The sequence below is a fragment of the Candidatus Chloroploca mongolica genome (assembly GCF_004762035.2).
Taxonomy (GTDB): Bacteria; Chloroflexota; Chloroflexia; order Chloroflexales; family Chloroflexaceae; genus Chloroploca; species Chloroploca mongolica.
The window spans coordinates 1-19,157 of the sequence record NZ_SIJK02000017.1 but is presented as its reverse complement, the minus strand read 5'-3'; the positions used below and the strand labels follow the sequence as shown (position 1 = coordinate 19,157).

The following is a 19,157-nucleotide window of genomic DNA, read 5'->3' as shown; positions in this document are numbered from 1 at the left end:
TCTTCGGATAAGACACCATACGGATCACTCTTTCACACCGGGCAGATCAAATTGAACGGGCACGTAGCGCAGTGCGGCCCAAAAGAAGGCTCCCAGCGCCGTGCTCGCATCTCCTCCAGCAGGTTATCGATCTTGGCACTGTGGTTGGCGAGCACCTTGTCTTTTGGTGTCGCTAGCCGCAGGTCGCCGGTTGCGGTGTAGGTGATCGCAATCTCACCGGGAGTACCGTGGATCTCCTGGTGGGCTAGGGCATAGAGCATCACCCGCTCCGACAGATGATCATCCTCGCCGGGCTGCCCTGAGCGCGTCCAGACCCAGCGGGTGCATCCGTCATGGGTCTCCTCGCGATCAATCCGCACCTCAATCGCCCCGGCTGGCCGGTGCACGACAACCCGACGATCGACTCGCTCCGGCACCAGGCGGGCTGCACACAGATCGTCCCAGACGCCACGCACGTGCCGCCAGGCCTCGGCAGCGTAGTCAGCCGCGTAGAGCACGTTGTCAAGTTCGTAGCGCTGCAACTGACCATGGACAAGCGTGCGGATGCTCTGCTCATCAGTCATCAGGGTTCCGTCACGTGCCTGCACGACCAGTTGCTTCACACTCGCACGAATGGCCTGGTGCATACGCAGGAAGGGTGACTGGTCGTCGTAGAGTTGGTAGACGTACTGGTAAAGAAAGCGGCGCCGACAGCCATCAAGGTTGATGCTCGATGCTGGCAAAGGCATCGGTGGTGGTGGTGTGTCCATCAAGCGCATCTCTGGCGCTGGCACCGGACAGCCATGGGCTGTTGGCAGGGTGCGTGTGGCCCATGGTGTGTTCGCCTGCGCGCCGTCTCCGGCGAGCAACGAGGAGCGCTCGGCCACCTTTGGCTCGCCATTGGATGTGCGCCGGCCAGCAGTCGAGCGAGTCAGAACAAGGCGGTCGCGAGCGCGGGTCATCGCGACATAGAGTAGGTAGCGCTCCTCCTGCAGTTCGCTCTCGACTGGGCCGCGGATGAGGCCGGACGGCTGCGGCAGGCCGCGCTGGCCGCCCCGCGCTGGGAACTGGCCCTCCTGGAGCTGCGGCACGTAGACGATCGGGAACTCAAGCCCCTTGGCCGCATGCACCGTCATGACCCGCACCACGTCGGGTTGTCCGCCAAGAGGCTGGCTGGAGCTTGCACCGGCGGCGCGCAGCGTGCGGATATACTCAATGAAGTCGGCAGCGTGCCGTTGGCCAGGCTCGGCCTGGCGCACAAATTTTTGGGCGGTCGCCAGCAACCGGCCAAGATTGGCCAGTTCACGCTTGGCCGCGCCCTCACCGCGACCGGCACGGGTCAGGCACTCGCGCATCTGCTGGCTGTGCTGAAAGAGGTAGCTCGCCAAGACCTGCCAAGCATCACCCTCAGCCGCCAGCGCCTCGATGATGGCCTGCAGCCGGGTGAGCGCTTGCTGCGCCTGAGGGCTCAGCCGGGCGATGATCGCTGCGTCGCGAGCCGCACGCGGCAGCGCCTGTTTCGACCAACGTGCCTCGTTCACTAAGGTATTGAGATCTCGAGGATCGAGCCGATATTCGGGTATGGTTAGGGCGCGGAGGAGACCGGCGCTGTTGAGCGCACGTACCTGGGCACAGATTGCCAGCACGTCCTTGATTTCAGGCGTCTCATAAATGTCGCGCACACTATCAACCGGGATGCCATGCGCCTCGAGGATTGTGGCGATCTGCATCGCATGGGCGTGTTTCCGACAGAGTACGGCGTGGTCGCGAAAGCGCCAGTGACGGATCTTTCGCATGGCACGGCATCGGGGCTGCGGTCGTTGGCGATATGGTTTGGTGCTCCCGTGAGTGCGGCCATGCGGGACACACGGGAGATCCGAGGACACCCGAGCGGCGACCCGCTGCAAGATGTCGTGGGCGATCGCCGCATACTCGTCATGGGTGCTCTGTCCAACCCATTCACAAACGTGTATGCCATGCCCGCTACCGCGCTGGGCTACGAGCCTGGGACGATGGGGCGATCGCGTATCTCCGGCCATCACCGCTGCACTGGCGTCAAGAATCGACTGGAGTGAGCGATAGTTGTGGGTAAGGTGATAGAGATGGGCGCTTGGATAGTGCGTGGTGAACTCGTCCAGGTTGGCCGCCGAGGCACCACGGAAACGGTAGATACTCTGCCATGCGTCGCCAACCGCCCACACCCGTCCACGACCACCATCGAGCAAGCGCACCAGTTCGCCTGAGGCGTAGTTAATATCCTGGAACTCATCAATGAGCAGATACTGGTAGCGCTTGCGTAGATCGGAAGCCACAATCGGATCGTGTAGCGCAGCGACTGTCTGCACAATCAGGTCGCCATAATCGAGAGCACCTGCCTGCCGTAAGACCGCCTCGTACCGGGGGTAGACGTGCGCCAACTCACGGAGCGCGGCTGCTTGGCGAGTTGCTCTTTGCCGAGCTTCCGCCGCTTTCTTCGTGGTTCCCGCATGGTTCTGCTCGGCCTGGACAACCAGATGCTGCGCTTCTGCTTCGGCAAGTTGCGCATACTCTTCAGGGGTGCGTAACTCATCCTTGATCCGGCTGATCGCCTTGATGATCGCTAACAGATGGCGAGAGGGGTCACGGATGTCCTTGAAATGGTCGAGGTGCAGATCGGCCAGGTGGCGTGTCAACAAAAGAAACAGGTCACCGGTGTCGAGCAGGCGGACATTGATTGGCAAGCCCAGCCGTGCGCCATAGGTGCGCAGGACATTCAGACCCCAGGCGTGGAACGTACTGATCGCAACGCGCCCGGCGAGGTCAGGGAATTCCTGGCGCAGCGCCGCGACGATCCGCCCGCGCATCTCGTCGGCAGCTTTATTCGAGAAGGTCAGAGCCAGAATACTTGCCGGATCGACGCCTTGGTGTACCAGGGCCAGATACTTCGCGACAATGCTCCGCGTCTTGCCAGTGCCTGGCCCAGCGGCAAGCAGCAGTGGCAGAGGCGCATCTACCGCTTCCTGTTGCTCTGGATCAGGGGTGAGCGTGGTCGTTACGCTGTCACTGGTCAGATTCGGTGGGGCGAGTGGCTCAAGACAACTCACATTGACGATCTGGGTTCGGATCGCGTCCAGCGAGACACCGAAGTATACAGCGAGGGTTTCGACAGACCAACCCGGCTGTTGGATCGCCCGCCAGAGTTCATCAGCCGGTACCAGCAACTCCAAAGCAAAGAGGTTGGCCTCCTGCTCGTGCCGCTCACGCGTATTGTAGGTGCGTACCACCGTATCATCGGCGCTTTCACCCGCCGAGCGCTCGTCGATCGTCGCCTCGGTATCGAGGAACGGACCGGCGGTCAGGCCTTCGAGGGCTACGTGGCCCAGCTCGTGGGCGATGACGAAGCGCTGCCGTTCCGACGTAAGCTCGCGCCGCACGCGGATGACCTGGAGTTCCGGTTCGACCTTGCCTTGAATGCCTTCGGCGAGCGTTCCGGTGCGCACAACTGTAAGACCCCAGAGGCATTCGGCCAGGTCAGCGAGATCCAGCGGTTGCACGACGGAACCCTGGTGGTGGGTCTGATACTGCTGCCGGGCAGTGTGGGCAGCGGCACGAATTTGTTGCCAGCGCACGCTCATGGCAGATCAGCAGCCCAGGCGGCCTGCTCTTCGTCCGTCGGCTCACTCGCGGCGAAGGCTCGCGCAAAGCTGACCAACGGTTCCTCGCCTTCGACAATGCCATCAACCGCACTGAGGCGGCTTGTGGCGGTGGTCGGCGGCGGCGCAAGCAGCGCCGCCTGGATCGCGCTGGTCGATGCGTGCAGCATCTGGGCGAGTTGCTCGACCAGCCGGTTGGGCACACTCGCTACCAATACTTTCCCCCGTTCTAGGCGTGCCAGCAGATCCACCGGTAGGGTAAGTTGGCGGGCCAGCCGTCCGACGGTCAGCTGACGCGCCTGACGCAATTGCGTCAGGTTCTGAACGGGCGTACCACTGAGCTCGTGCTGCCAAGCGCCGCGCACCAGGGCAATCACGTGGTCGGCACGCGCCGCCTGATCAACGGTCAACACGGCTGGTTCATCCAACTCACCATGGGTCAGATTGAACTCCAGGAAGGCCCGCAACTCCGCACGGGTCGCCTCTGGTTCCTGGATCACGAAGGCATCAAGACCAAGCATCTGGCCAGCTTCGATCAATGCCTCGTAGCGCAGCGCCGCTTCAATAAAATACGATCGCTCTTCCATGCTCAATGCTCCTCAACGGTCAAGATCTGGCGCAGCCGCTCGACGACACGATTGTAGATCCGGGTAATGTTGACGGGCGACAGGTTCATACGCCGTGCAATCTCGATGCTCGGAACGCCCTGCAACCGCAGGTTGATGACTTCGCGATCGTGCGGCGGCAATTGGGCAATCGCCGCGTGCAGCCGCGCATGAAGCTGCTCTTCGCGGTACTCGTCAGCAAGGCGCTCAGGTGTGACATCTTCGATCACCTCGTGGCGGGCCAGGCCGCCCTTGCCGACCTGCGCATCCAGGCGCTCACGTGCAGATAAGACGCGCTGTTCTTTGTTTTTTCCAAGAATTTCAAAAAGAATCCGATGAACAGTAGTCTTCACATATGAGCCAAACATGCTTTCCATACTACCAAAGCCGGGGCTGCGCAGATCGCGATCGAGTTGTTGGATGGTCTTGAGCAATACCTCGCTGACTCCGTCTTCATCAAGCTCAGGGAAGTGCTTCGCCCGGCCAAGAACCCAGTTGCGTATCGCCAGGATGACGGCCTCCCGATCCGCCTGAAGCTCAAGCGTGAGCGTGCCACCACTGGTCAAGCTGGCACGGATGCGCTGAACGCGCTCCTGACACGCGACAACTACGTCATACCATGAATGCTGGAGCTTCATCAATGAACCTCTCATCTCATCGTCAATTCGCAGTCAACAACTCTGGCATGATGAATGCCATTTCAACTATACCACGGCAGTGTAACCAACTTGCGGAGTGAGTCTTGAAGATACCTTCGAGGATCAATGTTCTATGAAATTGAGCGACGAACGTTCCCTTATCGGTGAACAACGGGCCCATCAGTACCTGCGAAGCGTGCATAAGGCTTGGATATCGGAGGTCGTTCATGAGTCTTTCTGGAGCGCGTGGTCTCATCCGCGTCGCACATAACCCAACCTGTGAGCTCCAGGCAGCAATGATGCTGACACGTGTGCGAGAGCAAGATGTCTACCTTGCCTTGGCGGGTACCGCCTATCCCGGCGAGTACGGTGAGCGGGTTTCAGCGCGCCGACGCGGTGCCCAGTTCGAGAAAAATCTCTACCAAGATGGCGCGGCCGTGCTCCGGGGGACGCTTGCCCCGCTGCTTGGCGTCGCGGCCGATGACCTGACCGTGCGCGATCTGTCCGAGGAGGTTCGTGGATCGAGTACAGCGGCGATGGAAGAGCGTGCCTGGCGCACGGATCGCATCCTCATGGATCTGGCTGCCGACAGGATCGTGCCAGATCTGCTGATCCAGCCGCAGCTACAGCTTACGCTTGTCGGCAACTTGGCAAGCGCCATCTTCATCGCCCCCGACGTCCTGGCCCTGGATCGCCAGCGACACGTCTATCTGCCGGTGGAAATCAAGTCGTTCATTGTTCGCGACGGCGTCGTGGCCCAGGGTGACCGTGACGGCGCACGACGTCAGGCTGCGATCCAGCTGCTCGCCCTTGCGCAGGAGTTGATCCCGCTCGGGATTGCCGATCGGCTTCCGGAAGCGGCGATATTCATCTTCGCGTCACCGTTCGGCATGCGACCGCATCCGGCCTTCGCCGAACAACTGTCGGCCGAGCTGTTTGAAATGCGCCGCGTGCTAGACACGATGGCTCAGGTGCGCACCCGCCTGCAGGCCCTAGGTGCGACCGCAATCGCTGACGCTGAAGCCCTAGCGTTGGTAGCACCCCGGCTCGCAACGACCTACCAGGAGTCCTGCGTCGCTGGCTGTTTGCTCGCCCAGATCTGTCGGCAGCACGCCGCTGCCCAGCCTACCATCCTGGGTGACCGTGCTGCCCAGACGCTCGGTGAGACCATCGATCTCCCGCGTGCCCTTGCGTTGCTGCACGGCGCTCCGGCGACCGACGAGCGCGAAGCCTGGCTGGGGCCGGCGCTCCGTGAAGCGGCCGCACTCTTCGACTGGTCAACCGTTGTCCAGGGGAGGGCCGCATGAGCACCATCTTCGACCTCGCCGCCCGCCTGCTGGCTTACCAGGCCGGGCGGGCGATACCGACCAGGCGCAGCTCGGCCCTGATGGCCGATCCGATCCCGGCCTTCGCGATCGCACCGATTCGCATGGTAGCCGAACAGGTCGTCTACGCGCTGGCCTATGGCGGCCCCGACGATAAGCCGGAAATCGTGCTGACCTGGAACCCGCTCGACCGTGATGCCGGCTTTCTGGAGCCGTTCGCGGCTGCGCTCGACCGCTACCTGAGCGACTGCGTGACCGCCGGGGAGATGCCACGGGTCTGGCTGGCGCATACGGCGGCACTCGAAGTCATCGAATTGCTGGGGCACCGCTATCGCACGAACCGCAGTGTCGGGCCTGAGCTGCAGCGCATGGGGGCGCAGTGTCGGCTGCTGGCCGAGGAGACCACCTTTGCCGGGCAGCAGATCGTTGCGGTCGCGGGCAGCCTGCTCGCCGGGCACGTCGCTACCGGCCAATCGCCGAGCGAAGATCTGCACCTGGGCGCCTTGCTCGCCTGGATCGATCCGCCCGCTGGGACGGCGGTTGTGGATGCGGCAGCGCAGGCAGCTCTTGCGCCTGCGGCCGCGATGCTGGCCCGGGCTGCCGATGATCGGGTCGAGCAACTGCGCGCACGTGTCGCCAGCGGCCGTCTGCGTGAGCCAGCCGCCCGAGTTGAGGCAGAGGCAATCATTCGTGCAGAGCTACTGCGCGAGTGGAACTTGCTGGTGCAGGCACGCCGAGCTTTCTGGACTCTGGGGCTGACACAGGGTCCGGAGCTCACCAAGCTATCTGCTGAGTCGTTCAAACGGGTCGCTTGGCAGATCGACCGCAACTACGGCAGCCCGGCGCGGCCGCGCAGCCTGGCCCAGCGTCTTGACGAGCTGACCTATGCCCAGGAGCTCGCCGCGTATGCCGACGTGGCCGACGATCCGATTGTTCGCGCCACAGCGTTGAGCGCTGGCCGGGTGCTGGATGCGACGATCATCAATCGTGATCAGCCGCGGCGAGGCTTCCAACCCTGCACCCTCACCCTCGAGACCTGCCAGCAGGTGCTGAGAGTCCGAGCCGGCACGCAGCTGCAGCTGCGGGGAGCCCGGGTGGTCGGGCGGATCACCGAGGTACGCGAGCTCAATGCAGGTCAGTCAGTCCAGCTTACCTTGGTAATCACCACTGGGGTGCGCAATCCCCAGCTGCCGGCTCCTGGCCAGCGCACCGACTGGATGGAGCCTGAGCCGGCGGATCTCCGGTACCAGAAACGCCAGGTGTACGAGCGCATGGCCGCCTCGGCCGACACACGCGTGATGGGCGATACGCTGCCACCTGCCCGACCACAACCTGCCGATGATGATCTCGCTACCATTGCACGGAGGCTTCGCCGATGAACGCTCAACCATATCTCGACGCCCGGCGGCGCAGCGACGCGGCGCAGCGCGAGGTGCTACGGCGGACACTCGAGGAGCGCGAGCCGCTCGTGATCGTCGCCTCGCCCCCCGGCGCCGGCAAGACCTACCTGGTCGAATCGGTGATTGCCGTGGCCGTGCACCATCTGGGCCTGCGGGTCGCGGTGGTGGCCCCGCGCGCCGAGCAGACCTACGACCTGATGCGGCGGCTTGTTGTCAACTTTGACCCGATGCCGATCACCGCGCTGATGTCTGCACACCGCCAACTACCCGATGATCTGCTGCAAACGCAGCGGATCCTGGTGTGCAACGACGCGACGGCGCTTCCCGGCGTAGCAGGTGTGACGATCGCTACTGCAGACAAGCTCCTGTTTGCGGTGACGAAAATCACGCAAAGCTTTGATCTGCTCATCTGCGATGAGGCCTACCAACTTACCTTCGCAACCCTGGCCCCGCTCTTTGAGCTGGCGCCAAGCGCGCTGCTCGTGGGTGATCCGGGCCAGTTGCCACCGCTGATCACCGTCGACACCGAACGTTTTGAGACGGCGCGCTACCGAATCCACTGGCCAGCACCCCGCGAGCTGCTACGGCGCTTTCCCCAGCTTGACGTGGTGCGTCTCCCGGCGTCACGCCGCTTGCCTCAGGACACCGTCAACCTCGTGCAGCCGGCATTCTACCGGCAGCTCCCCTTCAGCTCGGCAGCAGCACCCGCAGAACGACGCCTGCAGCTGGATGCAGCAACGCAAGGAGATACCATCGACCGGGCGCTTGATATGCTGGCTGACGGTGCGACCCTGGTTGGCGTTCTTTTGCCACCGGCCGAGTTCGGGCTCGAGCACGTAGATGACGAGCTTGCCGAGACGATGGCAGCGATCGCAGCGCGCCTGTTGGCGCGACAACCACGCTGGGAAGGGGTTCGCCAGCTGTCAGCTGGCGATATCGGTGCCATCGATGCGCATGTGGCCTCTGGCGCGGCCGTGCGCCGCTCGCTCCGCTTATACAATGTGCCGACCGATGCCTGCGTCGTCGAGACCCCAGAGCTATGGCAGGGCCAGGAGCGCCCGCTGATGGTCGTCAAGCATACCCTGAGCGGCCAGCGCCAGATCGATGCATTCGGCCTCGAGCCCGGTCGCTGGTGCGTGATGCTCTCGCGCCACCAGATCGGGTGTGTGATTGTTGGTCGGGACGGCGTGGGCGACGTCCTCGCCGAGCATCGCCACGATTGCGGTGCCCGTCCCATCGGCAGCGTCGATGCCGCCTGGGAGGGTTGGCGGGCGCATCAGGCGATTTGGAGCCAGCTTGAAGCACAGGGTCGGCTACTACGGATTGCTCAGGGTTGAGGTAATGATCGTCGCGCAGGGAAGCGTTGATTGGGATCTTGACACATATCGTACAATTGTTCTACACGATAGCGGTAGCTTTTCCGCCTATCAGAACAGAACGAGGTACCGTATGTCTCGCCAGCCCATCTGTCCGTGTTGCCGTTCACCCCAGGCGACCCAGCGCGTCGCTGCGATCGTCACTGGGGGCACCCGCGATGTCCGCGTCCTCACGGCTGACCTTGTGCCCGCAGCGGGCGTTGCGCGAACCCACCTTGCGCAGTTGCTCGCCCCGCCCCGCGAGCCTGGCGGCGGGTGGTGGATCATCGTCGTGCTTGTTGGCTTGCTGTTCTTCAGTGTCCCAGCGAGTTGCCTCGTCACGCTGCTCATCGTCAACCTGCAGGGCCAGACCCTGGCGGCGCTGGCGGGCCCCGCCTATGCCGAGCACCTCTTCGCGGGCGTTGCCAGCGTCGATGCGCTGATCGCCGTTGGCCTCACCGGGCGCTGCATCCAACGAGACGAGCAGCGTCGCCGTGCCGCCAACGAGCGCTGGCAGCGTCAGGTCGCCCGCTGGCAGCAGTCCTGGTACTGCCACCGCTGCCACGTCGCCTTTGTCGCTGGGTCGGCCGAGGCGGTGGTGCCCGAGCAGTTTGGGCGGCTGTTCAGAACGTAAAACGGAGACCGCAAAACGGAGAACGGCGGTTCATCGCATATGCACCGCCTTCACATCATCGTTGCCTGCGTTTGACGCTTTTCGTTTTCCGTTTCACACGCCGCTGCGCGCTTGATTGTAGCATAGCGCATGGCCGCTTGTAAACCGGTCGCATACACCTGATCGGTCATCACTGCTGATGCAGCGCGATGCCGCTGATGCTAGGGTGACTCCACCAAGCGACGCCTCCAGCAGCCCCTCAATCCACTGTCTGAGAGGCTCCCCGCCTGCCGGGGAACGCGGAAATCGGAACGCTGAAAGCTGAAAACGGCCCAGCGATCATTGGGTTCGCTGCCCCTTTCCGCTTTCATCTTTTTGCTTTCTGCTTTCCTCCCCGGCCCCTCATGCGCCGCTGGCGCCCACCACCTGCTCGTGGCGGCCAACCGCCGCGTTGTTTGCACGCAGCCGCGTTTGCGCCCGCCGCCCGCGCTTCTCGTCGCCCGGTTCAGCAGCCCCAGGGAACGCTGAACGCTGAACGTCGAAAACTGAAAAAGCCGTGCGGTCACTGCTATCGTTGAGCCTTTCCGCTTTCCGCTTTCTCTTTTCAGCTTTCCCTGCGCCGCGCTGCGTGATTTTGTGTAGCCTCAGGAGGAAGAGATGCCACCGCAGTTTTACTTCGCCCTGGGCGCTCGTGCCCGCCCCTACGATCTCGCGATCGCCCTGCATGTCGGCCAACGGCACTACCTCGTGCCGGCTGGCTCGTCAACCGAACGCCTGCTCGCCCGCACGCCGGGGGTACATGTCGTCCTCGACTCCGGCGCGTTTCCTCCTGGGAACACGGCGCGCCTGTCGCTGCCGTACTATGCCCACCGCGTCGCGAACTGGTGGAGGTCGCCCCCTATCAGCCCATCAGTGCCTGCCCCCGCCTGCCTTGATTGGGCGCTCAGCTACGACACGATGGGGAATCCGCTTGCCAGTGAGCGCGACGACGTGCGGCTCACGGCCTTGCTCCAAACGATGGGGCACGGCCCCGATCCACCGATCGTGCCCGTCACCCATTACCCCGGCCCTGGGGCTGCCGCGATCATCGGCGACCTCGTGCGCGACCGCGAGGACTGCTTCGACGACGAGGAACGTGCCCAGGTATGCCAACGCGCCGCGTGGGGGTTCCACGACGCGCCCGATGGCTTCGTTGATCGGCCCGCCTGCGCGATTGGCGGCCTCGTGCCCGCTCGTTATGCGCGTGCCGCAACTGCGTGGTACGCGCAGTTGATTATCGATCTTGAAGCCGCCGCTGAGCTCGACCCGTTTCAACGCCGCATCCACCTGCTCGGGATCGGCAAGCCTTCGTGGGTCTGCCGCTCACCGCTGGTGCTGAGCTTCGATAGCTCTGGCCCGGCGAGGATGGCCATGATTGGCTTTGCGCGCGGCATTGGCACGGCCTACACGGCGGAATACGGGATCTCGATTGCCGCCCTCAGGCGATCCAGATCAGCCCGCCTTGCCTACCACCTCATCCGCTACCGCGCCCAGGTCGGCCTGCCCTGGAAGCCCATTGACGAGGCGCTGCTGCACGCTGATCGCACGATCACCACGCTGCCAAATCTCACCGATGGGCACTGGGAGCAGCCCGAGTTTCCGGTTGCGGCACTGTCTGCAGACCAGCACTGAAAGGAGGCGTCTTGTCACCCACCCCCTAACTCGACCTGATGGCGTGCGCCCCTGTGGCGCAGGGCCGTGTGCTGACGCCGCGCACACGGTCTTTTGTGTTGCCTAAAACCACAAGGAGACGACCTATGAGCACGCGACCGACCACGCCCACGCCCGCGCCGAGTGGCGACGACCTGCAGGCCCTCATGGCCGAGATCATTGCGACCACCGGTGTCTCAGCAGAGACCGCGCTGCACCTGGCGATGATCCAGCGCGCGGCCCTTCGCCAGTACGCCTGCCAGTGGGACGCGATGGTGCAGCGCCTTCGTGCGGCCATCGTGACCCCGCCGTCCACGCCCGACGCGGCCGACCCTGCCAACCCCGCCGACCCCACACCCGCCTGAACGCGCCTGGCCCGGCAACAAAGGGCAGGCAGAACCGACCAACCCAGACTGCCTTCCCCTTGTTGCCCACCGTGTTTGATCAACAAAGGAATGACGATGGATGCCTCTGCTCAGCCCACGGCGCCGTCCAGCGCCGAACCGACCGCCCCAAGCGGGACGGACGGGGCAGGTGCGGCGTGCAGCACACACCGCACCGCGCTCGCCGTTGCGCTCCCGCGCCGGCTGCTGATCATCGCCTGCACGGCGACCCAACGACCCGATGTGCGCCTGCTTCCCGCGCTCGAGCGCTATCACGGGCCATCGGTCCGCGTCGTGCGGCGTTGGCTCAGCGACCACCCGGAGGGGGCGCTCCACCTTGATGTGTACGTCCTTTCGGCTGAATTCGGCCTCATCCCAGCCATCCAGCCGATCCCCACGTATGACCGGAGCATGACCACCTCACGCGCCCGTGCGTTGCGTGATCAGGTGCGCACCACGCTCACGCAGGTGTGCGCACGGTGCTCGTATGCCGATAGCTACCTCAGTGCGGGCAAGCGTTACCGCGAGGCGCTCGGCGACCCCCGCACCCTCGTCGGCCTGCCGTCCCTGACCACCGCGCCCGAAGGGGCCGAGATCGGTCGGCAACTCACCGCCCTCAAGCGCTGGCTGATGACGGAAGCCCGCTGAGGCGACGCCGCTGGGCAAACCGCTGTCCTTATGAACTGGTGACGGCCACGTGCCAGCACTGTCCTTATGAACTGGTGACGGCCACGTGCCACCACCACGCGACTGGCCGCCGCAGGTGCGGCCAACCAAGGAAGGAAGAAAGGAGACCAGATGTCCACCATCCCACCGCCAACCCCCGAAGCGATCCATGCCTGGGGTTGGGAGATGGGCGTTGAGGCCGGGCGGCGCCTAGCCGACGAGAGCGATGCCTTCATCGGCATGACCATGCCCGGCCTCGACGCCCCCGCTGCCCTGGAGATCTACGGCCGCGCCTACCTGCGCGCCCTGATCCAGGGGTATCGCACCGCGCTGCGGCAGTCTCTGCGCGACCGCGCAGATACGGCTGCCGACCAGCGCCGCCGTACCACGACCGCCACACCGAAGCTCACGCAGAAAGGAAAAAGACCATGACTACGCCCACGACCATGTTTGACGGCCTGCTCGACGACGCGACCCCGACGACCTTGACCGCCCGCACGCAGGCCGACGCGCTGTTGGAGCCGGATGCCGCTGCCGGAACGCCCGTCAGCGCGGCCAACCCCGACGACGAGGCGGGGCTGACGACCGAACCCGCTCCAGTCGCCACCGACCTCGACCCGCATGAGAAGCTGGTGATCGTCGACGGCCAGCGCTTCCTCGTGGCCGCCGAGATTGACCACGAGACCATCCGCCAGCACCTGATCCGCCAGGGCTTCGCCACCCTCGCCGGGGCCACGATCCGCACCGGCACGACCCAGCACGACGGCCGCACCCTCGCCACGGTCGACTTCATCAAGCAGGCCGGGACGAAGGGGTAACACCCGCATAGAAAGAACAGTGCCACGGACTGGGATCTGGGCAGCGACCCTGATCCCAATCTGTGGCAAAGAAGCTCACGCGAAGGCGCGCAGGGTTCGCTCACCGACACGAACAATGTTGCGCCGTTGCGCCGTTGCGCCGTTGCGTCAAAACAACCACCTTCTTGGCAAGGGAGTTGTCCTGATTCCGGTCTTCATGCATTCGGAGGCCCGCATGCATCCGCGATCATCAAACGCCGCGCTCATCGCCCTGCTCGAAACGATCCCGGCGCAGCCCATTGACGCCGCCAAGCCGCTCACGACCCTTCGCCCACTCATCAACGGCACGCTGACCTTCGCGCACGCGCTGGAGCCTGCCATCCAAGAGGCTCTCGACGCCTGCGCGGCCATTGCCTATCGCCAGCACCTGCCTGGGAGAACCCTATGCGACCGACTCCACAACGTGCGCCCCATCCCCGCGTCAAGCGACGTCGTCGGGTGGTGAGGCGCTCGGCCACCGAGGCGATCACGCGCCTCGCCGCGAGCGAACACCTCGCTGCGATCCACTACGGACGCGAGGCCGCCGCACTGATCCGCCATCGCTTTCCCGCGTTCTATGCCGCCCATGTCGCCGACCTGCCGACCACGCCACCCTACCTGTTGGGCGTCATCCAGGCCTTCTTCTCCCTCGTCCAGCCGCAGATCTGGCTTGACCACAGCCACGTCCTGACGATCGACCCGGACGATCCTCGCCGCGTGCTTCACCCAGCGCTGAGCGACGACGACGCGCGCAGCTATCTGGAGGAATTTCACGGTTGGGGCCTCGACGAGGTCTGGCCGGAGGTCTACGGGCTCCCGACCGAGCAGGACGAGCTGTTTGGCGAAGGCCGGAACCTGCTCGTCGCCGTGCTCTGGTCCATGGCCGACCGCACCGCCTGGAGTGCAACGCTGGGCGACATGGACGACGTCATCGCCGCCTGGGGCGACCAGGTGGCACTCAGCCCAGCGCATAGCGCAGCCCTCGCGAACCTGCCGCACCTGGAGCCAACCACGGACATGGAGGCCCTCTGCACGGCATTGAGCACGCAGCCATTCCCGCTTCCCGACGGAACCGCCATCGATCTCGGCCAGGTCGTCCGCTTCGTCTTCAGCCGCACCGACAACTGGTTCGCCGATCTGAGTTGGGACGAACTGGCCGACATGAATGGCAGCGGCCTCGACTGGTGGAGCGACGATCTGATCGCCATCGCTGCCGATCAGACCGCAGCACGCGGCTGGTTCGAGCACTACCACCTGCTGAACCGCATCGTCACCGCTGAGCCAGCCGTCCTCCGTGCCGTGATCACGGCCGTGCAACAGGCGGCCCAGTCGATCGCCCCGCATCCCGGCACACCGTCGGCGTAATGAATATTCAATCGTCCATCGGCACTCCCTGATGGAATTCTTAAAACTCATAACGTCTCGGCAACAACGTGCGAAGTCGGCCTGCGCCGGCTGGATCACAGGCCACGCAGGTGACCTTCGCTGCCCAGAAGCCGCACCGTTCACGGCGACGACAAGCTGCTGTCATCGTTTCCATCGCCGCTCATTGATCTTGCAAGGCTGCAAGATCAACGTTGATCAGCCGATGGCGTCCCAATGCCCTCAACGCCCTCACCTTGATCTTGCATGATTACCCCCGATTCGGGGGCGATCAACACCGTTTGGCATGATCAACTGCCGCACATCCCTGCCCGCTGGCACCCCCCAAGCGCATGCGCCGACCTGACCTCAGCAACATACCTTTGTACCTTTGCGCCTCTGCGCCTTTGCGCCTCTGCGTTAAAAAAACCGTCATCTCTGCCTACGGGATTATCCCCACGCACCAAAAGGCACCTTTGCGCCTTCGCGCCTTTGCGTCAAACAACCAGCCTATGCAGAGCAAGGAGACCCCTTCATGGATCTGCCTGAACAACCACCGGACGAACTTTGCCGCCGCCCCTGGCTCCGCCGCACGCCGCGCCCGCTCCGCCAGACGCTGGTCATCGACCGCACCCCCACCATCCAGATCGGCATCTTTGCCGACGCCATCTACCTGACGCGCCGCCAGGGACGAGGCTGGGTCTCGTACCCGATCAGCGCCGAGGATCTCGCCGCCGCCCTGGGCAAGCTCCCGACGAGCTCGGGGTTGCTTCCGCCGAACACCCTGGGCACCGGCACCGTGAACGGCCAGCGCTTCTACGTGCTCGCCGTCCCGCCACGCCCGGCGGCCCTGCGCATCGCCGGACGTACGCGCCCCCACACCATCCAGACGCCTCCGCTCATCTGGGCTGGTTGCGGTCAGGATTACCGCATCTTCGCCCTGACAACGCTCGACTGGCCGCAGCGGCAAACACCGCTCTACCACGCGCCGTTCCCCAACACCTACGCGTCTGGCGCGATCTGCTGGGGCAGCACGGAGCCACGGGCGGTCGCGGCGCCCGCGACCATGCTGCACGTCCTCGACCGCTACCTGGAAGGCTCGTGCTTCAACCATCACCTGGCCCAGCAGCGCAGCCGGAGCAAACCACGCAACGTCATGACACGCTACCGCACGCTCAGCGCCGCAACACCCTACCCGCTCGATGATCTCGTCCCGGCTGGACACGATCTTGCCTGGCTGCTCGCCGGCGAAGCCTGGCGTGGGCGTGGGATGCCATGAAAGGATCACGCCATGGACACCCTGACCATCGACGCGCCCATTCCCTACCTCCTGCCGCCCAACCAGCCCATCCAGATCGGTCTGGTCGGCTGTGGTGGCACCGGCTCCCATCTCGCCGTCGCGCTCGCCCGCATGGCCTCCCACCTGCGTGAGCGTGGCGACCCACCGCTGCACCTCATCTTCATCGACGGCGACCGCGTCGAGGCACCGAACATCGGGCGCCAACTCTTCGCCCCCGCCGAACGGGGCCGCCACAAAGCCCAGACCCTGGCGGATCGCCTCAACGCCGCGCTCGGCCTGGACATCATCGCCGTGCCGGAGATGGCGACCGCCGCGTTGCTGCGCGAACTGGCCCCGCCCGCCCAGACCATCGGCATCCTCGTCGGGGCCGTCGACACCGCCAGCGGACGACGTGCGCTTCACGAAGCCCTGGCCCACTCACGCTGGCAACTCTGGCTCGACAGCGGCAACGAACACGCCTGGGGCAAAGTCCTGCTGGGCACCACCACCGAGCAGCGCCAACTGCGCGGCGCCCTGGCCCTCGGCGGGATCTGCACCGCCCTCCCCGCGCCAACCCTGTGCTATCCGCACCTGCTCCACGACGAACCGGCGGATCAACGGGCAGGCGACGCGCACCACCGAGGCGGGGTGACGCCAACTAATCGTCTGCCCAACACACCGCCTGATCGTCCCTCACGCAACCAGCACCACCGGGGCGAGGTGACGCCAACCAATCATCTGCCCAACACACCGCCTGATCGTCCCCCACGCAATGCGCACCACCAGGGCGAGGTGACAACAGCCAGCCGACTGCGCAACCAGCCCCAGGGCGACTGTGCAGCTGACATGCGCGACGGCCTGCAAAGCCTGATGATCAACCAGACCATGGCCGCCATCGCCGCCCAGTATCTCCACCAACTCATCAGCGCCCGACGCATCACCACCTTCGAAACCGCGCTCGACCTAGCCAACCTGACGATGTGCTCGATCCCGATCACCGCCGCGACCCTCGCCGACGCCAGCGGGCTCACCATCGCAGACATCACCCAGACCGATGAACCCGGCCATCACCGAACGCGAGGACACCCATAAACTCGCCCCACGACCGTGCCCATCAGATTGACCCGTGTTGACGCACCGGCGCACCAGTTTTCACGTCGGTACGCGACCCCTTCGCGCCTTCGCGCCTTCGCGTGAGCTTCGCTGAGGCGCGAAGGGGTGATGGCTCTCCAAACGCACCTTTGCACCTTTGCACCTTTGCACCTTTGCACCTTTGCGTCAAAAAAACCACCGTACCAATGAATCGGCCAATCAATGGAGGATACCCATATGACCCAGACACCACCACCCACTGACGACATCCAGACCCCATCGTTCATGCCATTCGACCTGGGCGAAACCATCGCCCCACCGACCCCGGCCACCGCGCCACCAGCGCGTGAGGCCCCGCCGACCACCACCGCACGCAGCAACAAACGCAGTCAGCGGACAGCAGCGAAGACCACCACGCCGCCAACGCCGGCAGCACCGGTGCGCCTGGAAATCACACCGCCACCAGCGCTGCCCGAGCTTCTGCCATTGCAACGCGCCGCCGTGCGCACCGCGCTCTGCCAGGCGCTCGCCGCACAAGCCCACGCTGACCTCCAGGCGCTCCTGGCGAGCCAACCCAACGACCAGACCGAGCCCCGCCTCGCCCTCCCTCCCGCACGCATCGCCGCCGCCGCCCGGCTGCTCAGCGCATCGCCGGCGCTCAAAGCTGCGGTGAGCCTGCTTGCGCTGGAGGCGCCGAAGTAGCGGCGATCCAACGCATTTCAGTGCATCACACAGGGCCAGCGCCAGGCGGCGCTGGCCCTTTTTTATGTGCCATATTCATCCTTGGCCTTGGTCGTGGGCGTTGGGGATGATCGTCAAGCATACCTGCATGAAAGCAGAGCTGAGAGTCGTGGTCAACTTGCACATGAAAGAACAACCGTTGGTTATGTTGGTTCGGATGACCTGTTATACTGTACGTGGAAGCATTATTCGGCTTATCGTGTGAAGGATCAAGACCCACCTATGCCGTCAAGCCTGTCAAGCACCACCCTGACCCAACTCTGTCCCTTGCTGGGTAGCCTGGCCCGCCTGATGGCGCGGGGGGCCGCCCTCAACGACGCCGAGCTCCAGATGCTCCTGATGGGGGTCGAACTCGAGAACGATCCGGCCGCCCTGGCCGAGTTGCAGCGATGGGGCCGGTTGCTCAATGCCCTCCAACATCAACCAACCCTGCGCCAGATTACCGTTGAGACCCTGCTGCTGCGTGGCTTGCCCGAGGCTCCCATCTTGCTGGCGGTCGCCACCGTCATCGAGGGGTTGCCTGCTTCCCCCAGTCCGCCGGCAACGACGACGACAGCATCCACCCCGGATCAACTCCAGGTTCACCCAGCGAGTCTGGACTTTGGAACCCTCGCGCCCGATCAGCCCGTGGTCGCCTACCTCACGATCCAGGGTGGCCCCGGGCACATTGTGGTCGAGAGTGATTACCTGCACATCGCGCAGCGCCAGTTTGGCGCAGCGCCCACGCGGGTGTCTGTTGAGGCCCGCCCGCTGGCGGGGGGGGTGCTCTGGACGTCCCTCAAACTGGTGACGGCGAATGCCACGGTCGACGTACCGGTGATAGCACAGTGGGCTGCCGCCAGTGCGCCCCAACCCGGTGTGACCCTTGTCGTCACGCCGGGGGCCAGCGAGGACGAGGCGGGCGTGCGCCTGGTCGAGGCGGTTGCTGCCGCACCGGCGGGGGGGGTGCTGCATGTGGCGGCAGGCACGTATCGGCTGGCCCAGCCGCTGGTCGTGCACAAACCGCTTACCTTGACCGGTGAGGGTCAAGATCAGACTCGACTGCTCTGCGCCGCCGAGGCATACGTAGCCCATTTGACCGGTGACGGCCCGTTCGTCGTCGCTGACCTGAGCTTTGTGCACGTGGGCACAGCCTGGGCATCGGTGGTTCAGGTGAGCGGGGGGGTGATCGACATCCAGCGTTGTTGTTTTACGGGTGGGGTCTTTGATGCGACCAGCCATCGTGGCGGCAGCGGGCTCGCTTTGGGTGGGCAAACTGGTGGGTTGGTCAGGCAGTGCGAGGTGCGCGGCAATGCAACATACGGCATCTACGTCGGTGATCAGGCCCAGCCGACGCTGGAGGCCAACACCTGCCAGCAGAACCAGCAAAGCGGCATCGGCTACGGTGGCAGCGCGGGGGGCACCGCTCGCCAGAATACCTGCACGGGCAATACCAAGCACGGCATCAGCGTCACTGAGCAGGCCCAGCCAACGCTGGAGGCCAACACCTGCCAGCAGAACCAGGAGAGCGGCATCGCCTACCGTGACAGCGCGGGGGGCACCGCTCGCCAGAATACCTGCAC

General features: G+C 64.6%; 18 protein-coding genes. 14 read left to right on the top strand and 4 right to left on the bottom strand.

What is annotated here, in order from left to right; all coding sequences use genetic code 11:
• Positions 1-32 precede the first annotated feature (32 nt).
• From EYB53_RS11000 to EYB53_RS10990, 3 genes are read right to left on the bottom strand one after another with little or no spacing between them, the layout of a single operon-like run.
• Complete coding sequence (locus EYB53_RS11000) at positions 33-3,593, bottom strand: UvrD-helicase domain-containing protein (RefSeq protein ID WP_135478236.1); 3,561 nt, start codon at positions 3,591-3,593, stop codon at positions 33-35.
• A complete protein-coding gene (locus EYB53_RS10995) occupies positions 3,590-4,198 on the bottom strand; it encodes a helix-turn-helix domain-containing protein (protein WP_135478235.1) in 609 nt (202 codons plus the stop codon). The genes EYB53_RS11000 and EYB53_RS10995 overlap by 4 nt, the downstream gene beginning before the upstream one ends.
• Positions 4,199-4,200: 2 nt before the next feature.
• Entirely contained in the window at positions 4,201-4,854 is a 654-nt protein-coding gene (locus EYB53_RS10990) for a sigma-70 family RNA polymerase sigma factor (RefSeq protein ID WP_135478234.1), read from the bottom strand.
• A gap of 227 nt (positions 4,855-5,081) precedes the next feature.
• On the opposite strand from EYB53_RS10990, the gene EYB53_RS10985 reads away from it, so the two are divergent.
• The 9 genes from EYB53_RS10985 to EYB53_RS10945 all read left to right on the top strand — a co-directional run bounded on the left by EYB53_RS10985 (position 5,082) and on the right by EYB53_RS10945 (position 13,103).
• Positions 5,082-6,161: a hypothetical protein gene (locus EYB53_RS10985; protein ID WP_135478233.1), complete on the top strand. Its 1,080-nt coding sequence runs from the start codon at positions 5,082-5,084 to the stop codon at positions 6,159-6,161.
• On the top strand, positions 6,158-7,558 hold the full coding sequence (locus tag EYB53_RS10980) for a hypothetical protein (RefSeq protein ID WP_135478232.1): 1,401 nt from the start codon (positions 6,158-6,160) through the stop codon (positions 7,556-7,558). The genes EYB53_RS10985 and EYB53_RS10980 overlap by 4 nt, the downstream gene beginning before the upstream one ends.
• Positions 7,555-8,916 carry an AAA family ATPase gene (locus tag EYB53_RS10975; RefSeq protein ID WP_135478231.1) on the top strand — a complete coding sequence of 454 codons (1,362 nt, stop codon included), beginning with the start codon at positions 7,555-7,557 and terminating at the stop codon, positions 8,914-8,916. The genes EYB53_RS10980 and EYB53_RS10975 overlap by 4 nt, the downstream gene beginning before the upstream one ends.
• A gap of 112 nt (positions 8,917-9,028) precedes the next feature.
• Positions 9,029-9,568: a hypothetical protein gene (locus tag EYB53_RS10970; protein WP_135478230.1), complete on the top strand. Its 540-nt coding sequence runs from the start codon at positions 9,029-9,031 to the stop codon at positions 9,566-9,568.
• A gap of 636 nt (positions 9,569-10,204) precedes the next feature.
• Positions 10,205-11,218, top strand: a complete 1,014-nt coding sequence (locus tag EYB53_RS10965; protein ID WP_135478229.1) for a hypothetical protein — start codon at positions 10,205-10,207, stop codon at positions 11,216-11,218.
• A 125-nt stretch (positions 11,219-11,343) separates the two neighbouring features.
• A complete protein-coding gene (locus EYB53_RS10960; protein ID WP_135478228.1) occupies positions 11,344-11,601 on the top strand; it encodes a hypothetical protein in 258 nt (85 codons plus the stop codon).
• Positions 11,602-11,691: 90 nt separating this feature from the next.
• On the top strand, positions 11,692-12,267 hold the full coding sequence (locus EYB53_RS10955) for a DUF6884 domain-containing protein (RefSeq protein WP_371879101.1): 576 nt from the start codon (positions 11,692-11,694) through the stop codon (positions 12,265-12,267).
• Positions 12,268-12,417: 150 nt separating this feature from the next.
• Entirely contained in the window at positions 12,418-12,717 is a 300-nt protein-coding gene (locus tag EYB53_RS10950; RefSeq protein WP_135478226.1) for a hypothetical protein, read from the top strand.
• Positions 12,714-13,103: a hypothetical protein gene (locus tag EYB53_RS10945; RefSeq protein WP_135478225.1), complete on the top strand. Its 390-nt coding sequence runs from the start codon at positions 12,714-12,716 to the stop codon at positions 13,101-13,103. Before EYB53_RS10950 ends, EYB53_RS10945 begins: the two co-directional genes overlap by 4 nt.
• Positions 13,104-13,332: 229 nt before the next feature.
• Here the strand turns inward: EYB53_RS10945 and EYB53_RS26045 are convergent, their stop codons facing one another.
• Positions 13,333-13,467, bottom strand: coding sequence for a hypothetical protein (locus EYB53_RS26045; RefSeq protein ID WP_256439701.1), 135 nt, complete (start codon positions 13,465-13,467; stop codon positions 13,333-13,335).
• 59 nt (positions 13,468-13,526) lie between these two features.
• On the opposite strand from EYB53_RS26045, the gene EYB53_RS10940 reads away from it, so the two are divergent.
• The 5 genes from EYB53_RS10940 to EYB53_RS10920 all read left to right on the top strand — a co-directional run.
• Positions 13,527-14,486, top strand: a complete 960-nt coding sequence (locus EYB53_RS10940) for a hypothetical protein (RefSeq protein WP_135478224.1) — start codon at positions 13,527-13,529, stop codon at positions 14,484-14,486.
• Between the two features lie 532 nt (positions 14,487-15,018).
• Positions 15,019-15,762 (top strand): hypothetical protein, encoded by a 744-nt coding sequence (locus EYB53_RS10935; RefSeq protein WP_135478223.1) that lies wholly within the window; start codon positions 15,019-15,021, stop codon positions 15,760-15,762.
• Between the two features lie 12 nt (positions 15,763-15,774).
• Positions 15,775-16,854, top strand: a complete 1,080-nt coding sequence (locus EYB53_RS10930) for a ThiF family adenylyltransferase (protein ID WP_135478222.1) — start codon at positions 15,775-15,777, stop codon at positions 16,852-16,854.
• 237 nt (positions 16,855-17,091) lie between these two features.
• A complete protein-coding gene (locus EYB53_RS10925) occupies positions 17,092-17,556 on the top strand; it encodes a hypothetical protein (protein ID WP_135478221.1) in 465 nt (154 codons plus the stop codon).
• Positions 17,557-17,817: 261 nt separating this feature from the next.
• On the top strand, positions 17,818-19,157 hold a 1,340-nt coding region (locus tag EYB53_RS10920; protein ID WP_135478220.1), incomplete at its 3' end, for a right-handed parallel beta-helix repeat-containing protein.

Excerpts from the sequence above, each read along its gene's own strand:
- EYB53_RS11000 (WP_135478236.1), bottom strand. The coding sequence starts at position 3,593 with ATGAGCGTGCGCTGGCAACAAATTCGTGCCGCTGCCCACACTGCCCGG.
- EYB53_RS10995 (WP_135478235.1), bottom strand. The coding sequence starts at position 4,198 with ATGGAAGAGCGATCGTATTTTATTGAAGCGGCGCTGCGCTACGAGGCA.
- EYB53_RS10990 (WP_135478234.1), bottom strand. The coding sequence starts at position 4,854 with ATGAAGCTCCAGCATTCATGGTATGACGTAGTTGTCGCGTGTCAGGAG.
- EYB53_RS10985 (WP_135478233.1), top strand. The coding sequence starts at position 5,082 with ATGAGTCTTTCTGGAGCGCGTGGTCTCATCCGCGTCGCACATAACCCA.
- EYB53_RS10980 (WP_135478232.1), top strand. The coding sequence starts at position 6,158 with ATGAGCACCATCTTCGACCTCGCCGCCCGCCTGCTGGCTTACCAGGCC.
- EYB53_RS10975 (WP_135478231.1), top strand. The coding sequence starts at position 7,555 with ATGAACGCTCAACCATATCTCGACGCCCGGCGGCGCAGCGACGCGGCG.
- EYB53_RS10970 (WP_135478230.1), top strand. The coding sequence starts at position 9,029 with ATGTCTCGCCAGCCCATCTGTCCGTGTTGCCGTTCACCCCAGGCGACC.
- EYB53_RS10965 (WP_135478229.1), top strand. The coding sequence starts at position 10,205 with ATGCCACCGCAGTTTTACTTCGCCCTGGGCGCTCGTGCCCGCCCCTAC.
- EYB53_RS10960 (WP_135478228.1), top strand. The coding sequence starts at position 11,344 with ATGAGCACGCGACCGACCACGCCCACGCCCGCGCCGAGTGGCGACGAC.
- EYB53_RS10955 (WP_371879101.1), top strand. The coding sequence starts at position 11,692 with ATGACGATGGATGCCTCTGCTCAGCCCACGGCGCCGTCCAGCGCCGAA.
- EYB53_RS10950 (WP_135478226.1), top strand. The coding sequence starts at position 12,418 with ATGTCCACCATCCCACCGCCAACCCCCGAAGCGATCCATGCCTGGGGT.
- EYB53_RS10945 (WP_135478225.1), top strand. The coding sequence starts at position 12,714 with ATGACTACGCCCACGACCATGTTTGACGGCCTGCTCGACGACGCGACC.
- EYB53_RS10940 (WP_135478224.1), top strand. The coding sequence starts at position 13,527 with ATGCGACCGACTCCACAACGTGCGCCCCATCCCCGCGTCAAGCGACGT.
- EYB53_RS10935 (WP_135478223.1), top strand. The coding sequence starts at position 15,019 with ATGGATCTGCCTGAACAACCACCGGACGAACTTTGCCGCCGCCCCTGG.
- EYB53_RS10930 (WP_135478222.1), top strand. The coding sequence starts at position 15,775 with ATGGACACCCTGACCATCGACGCGCCCATTCCCTACCTCCTGCCGCCC.
- EYB53_RS10925 (WP_135478221.1), top strand. The coding sequence starts at position 17,092 with ATGACCCAGACACCACCACCCACTGACGACATCCAGACCCCATCGTTC.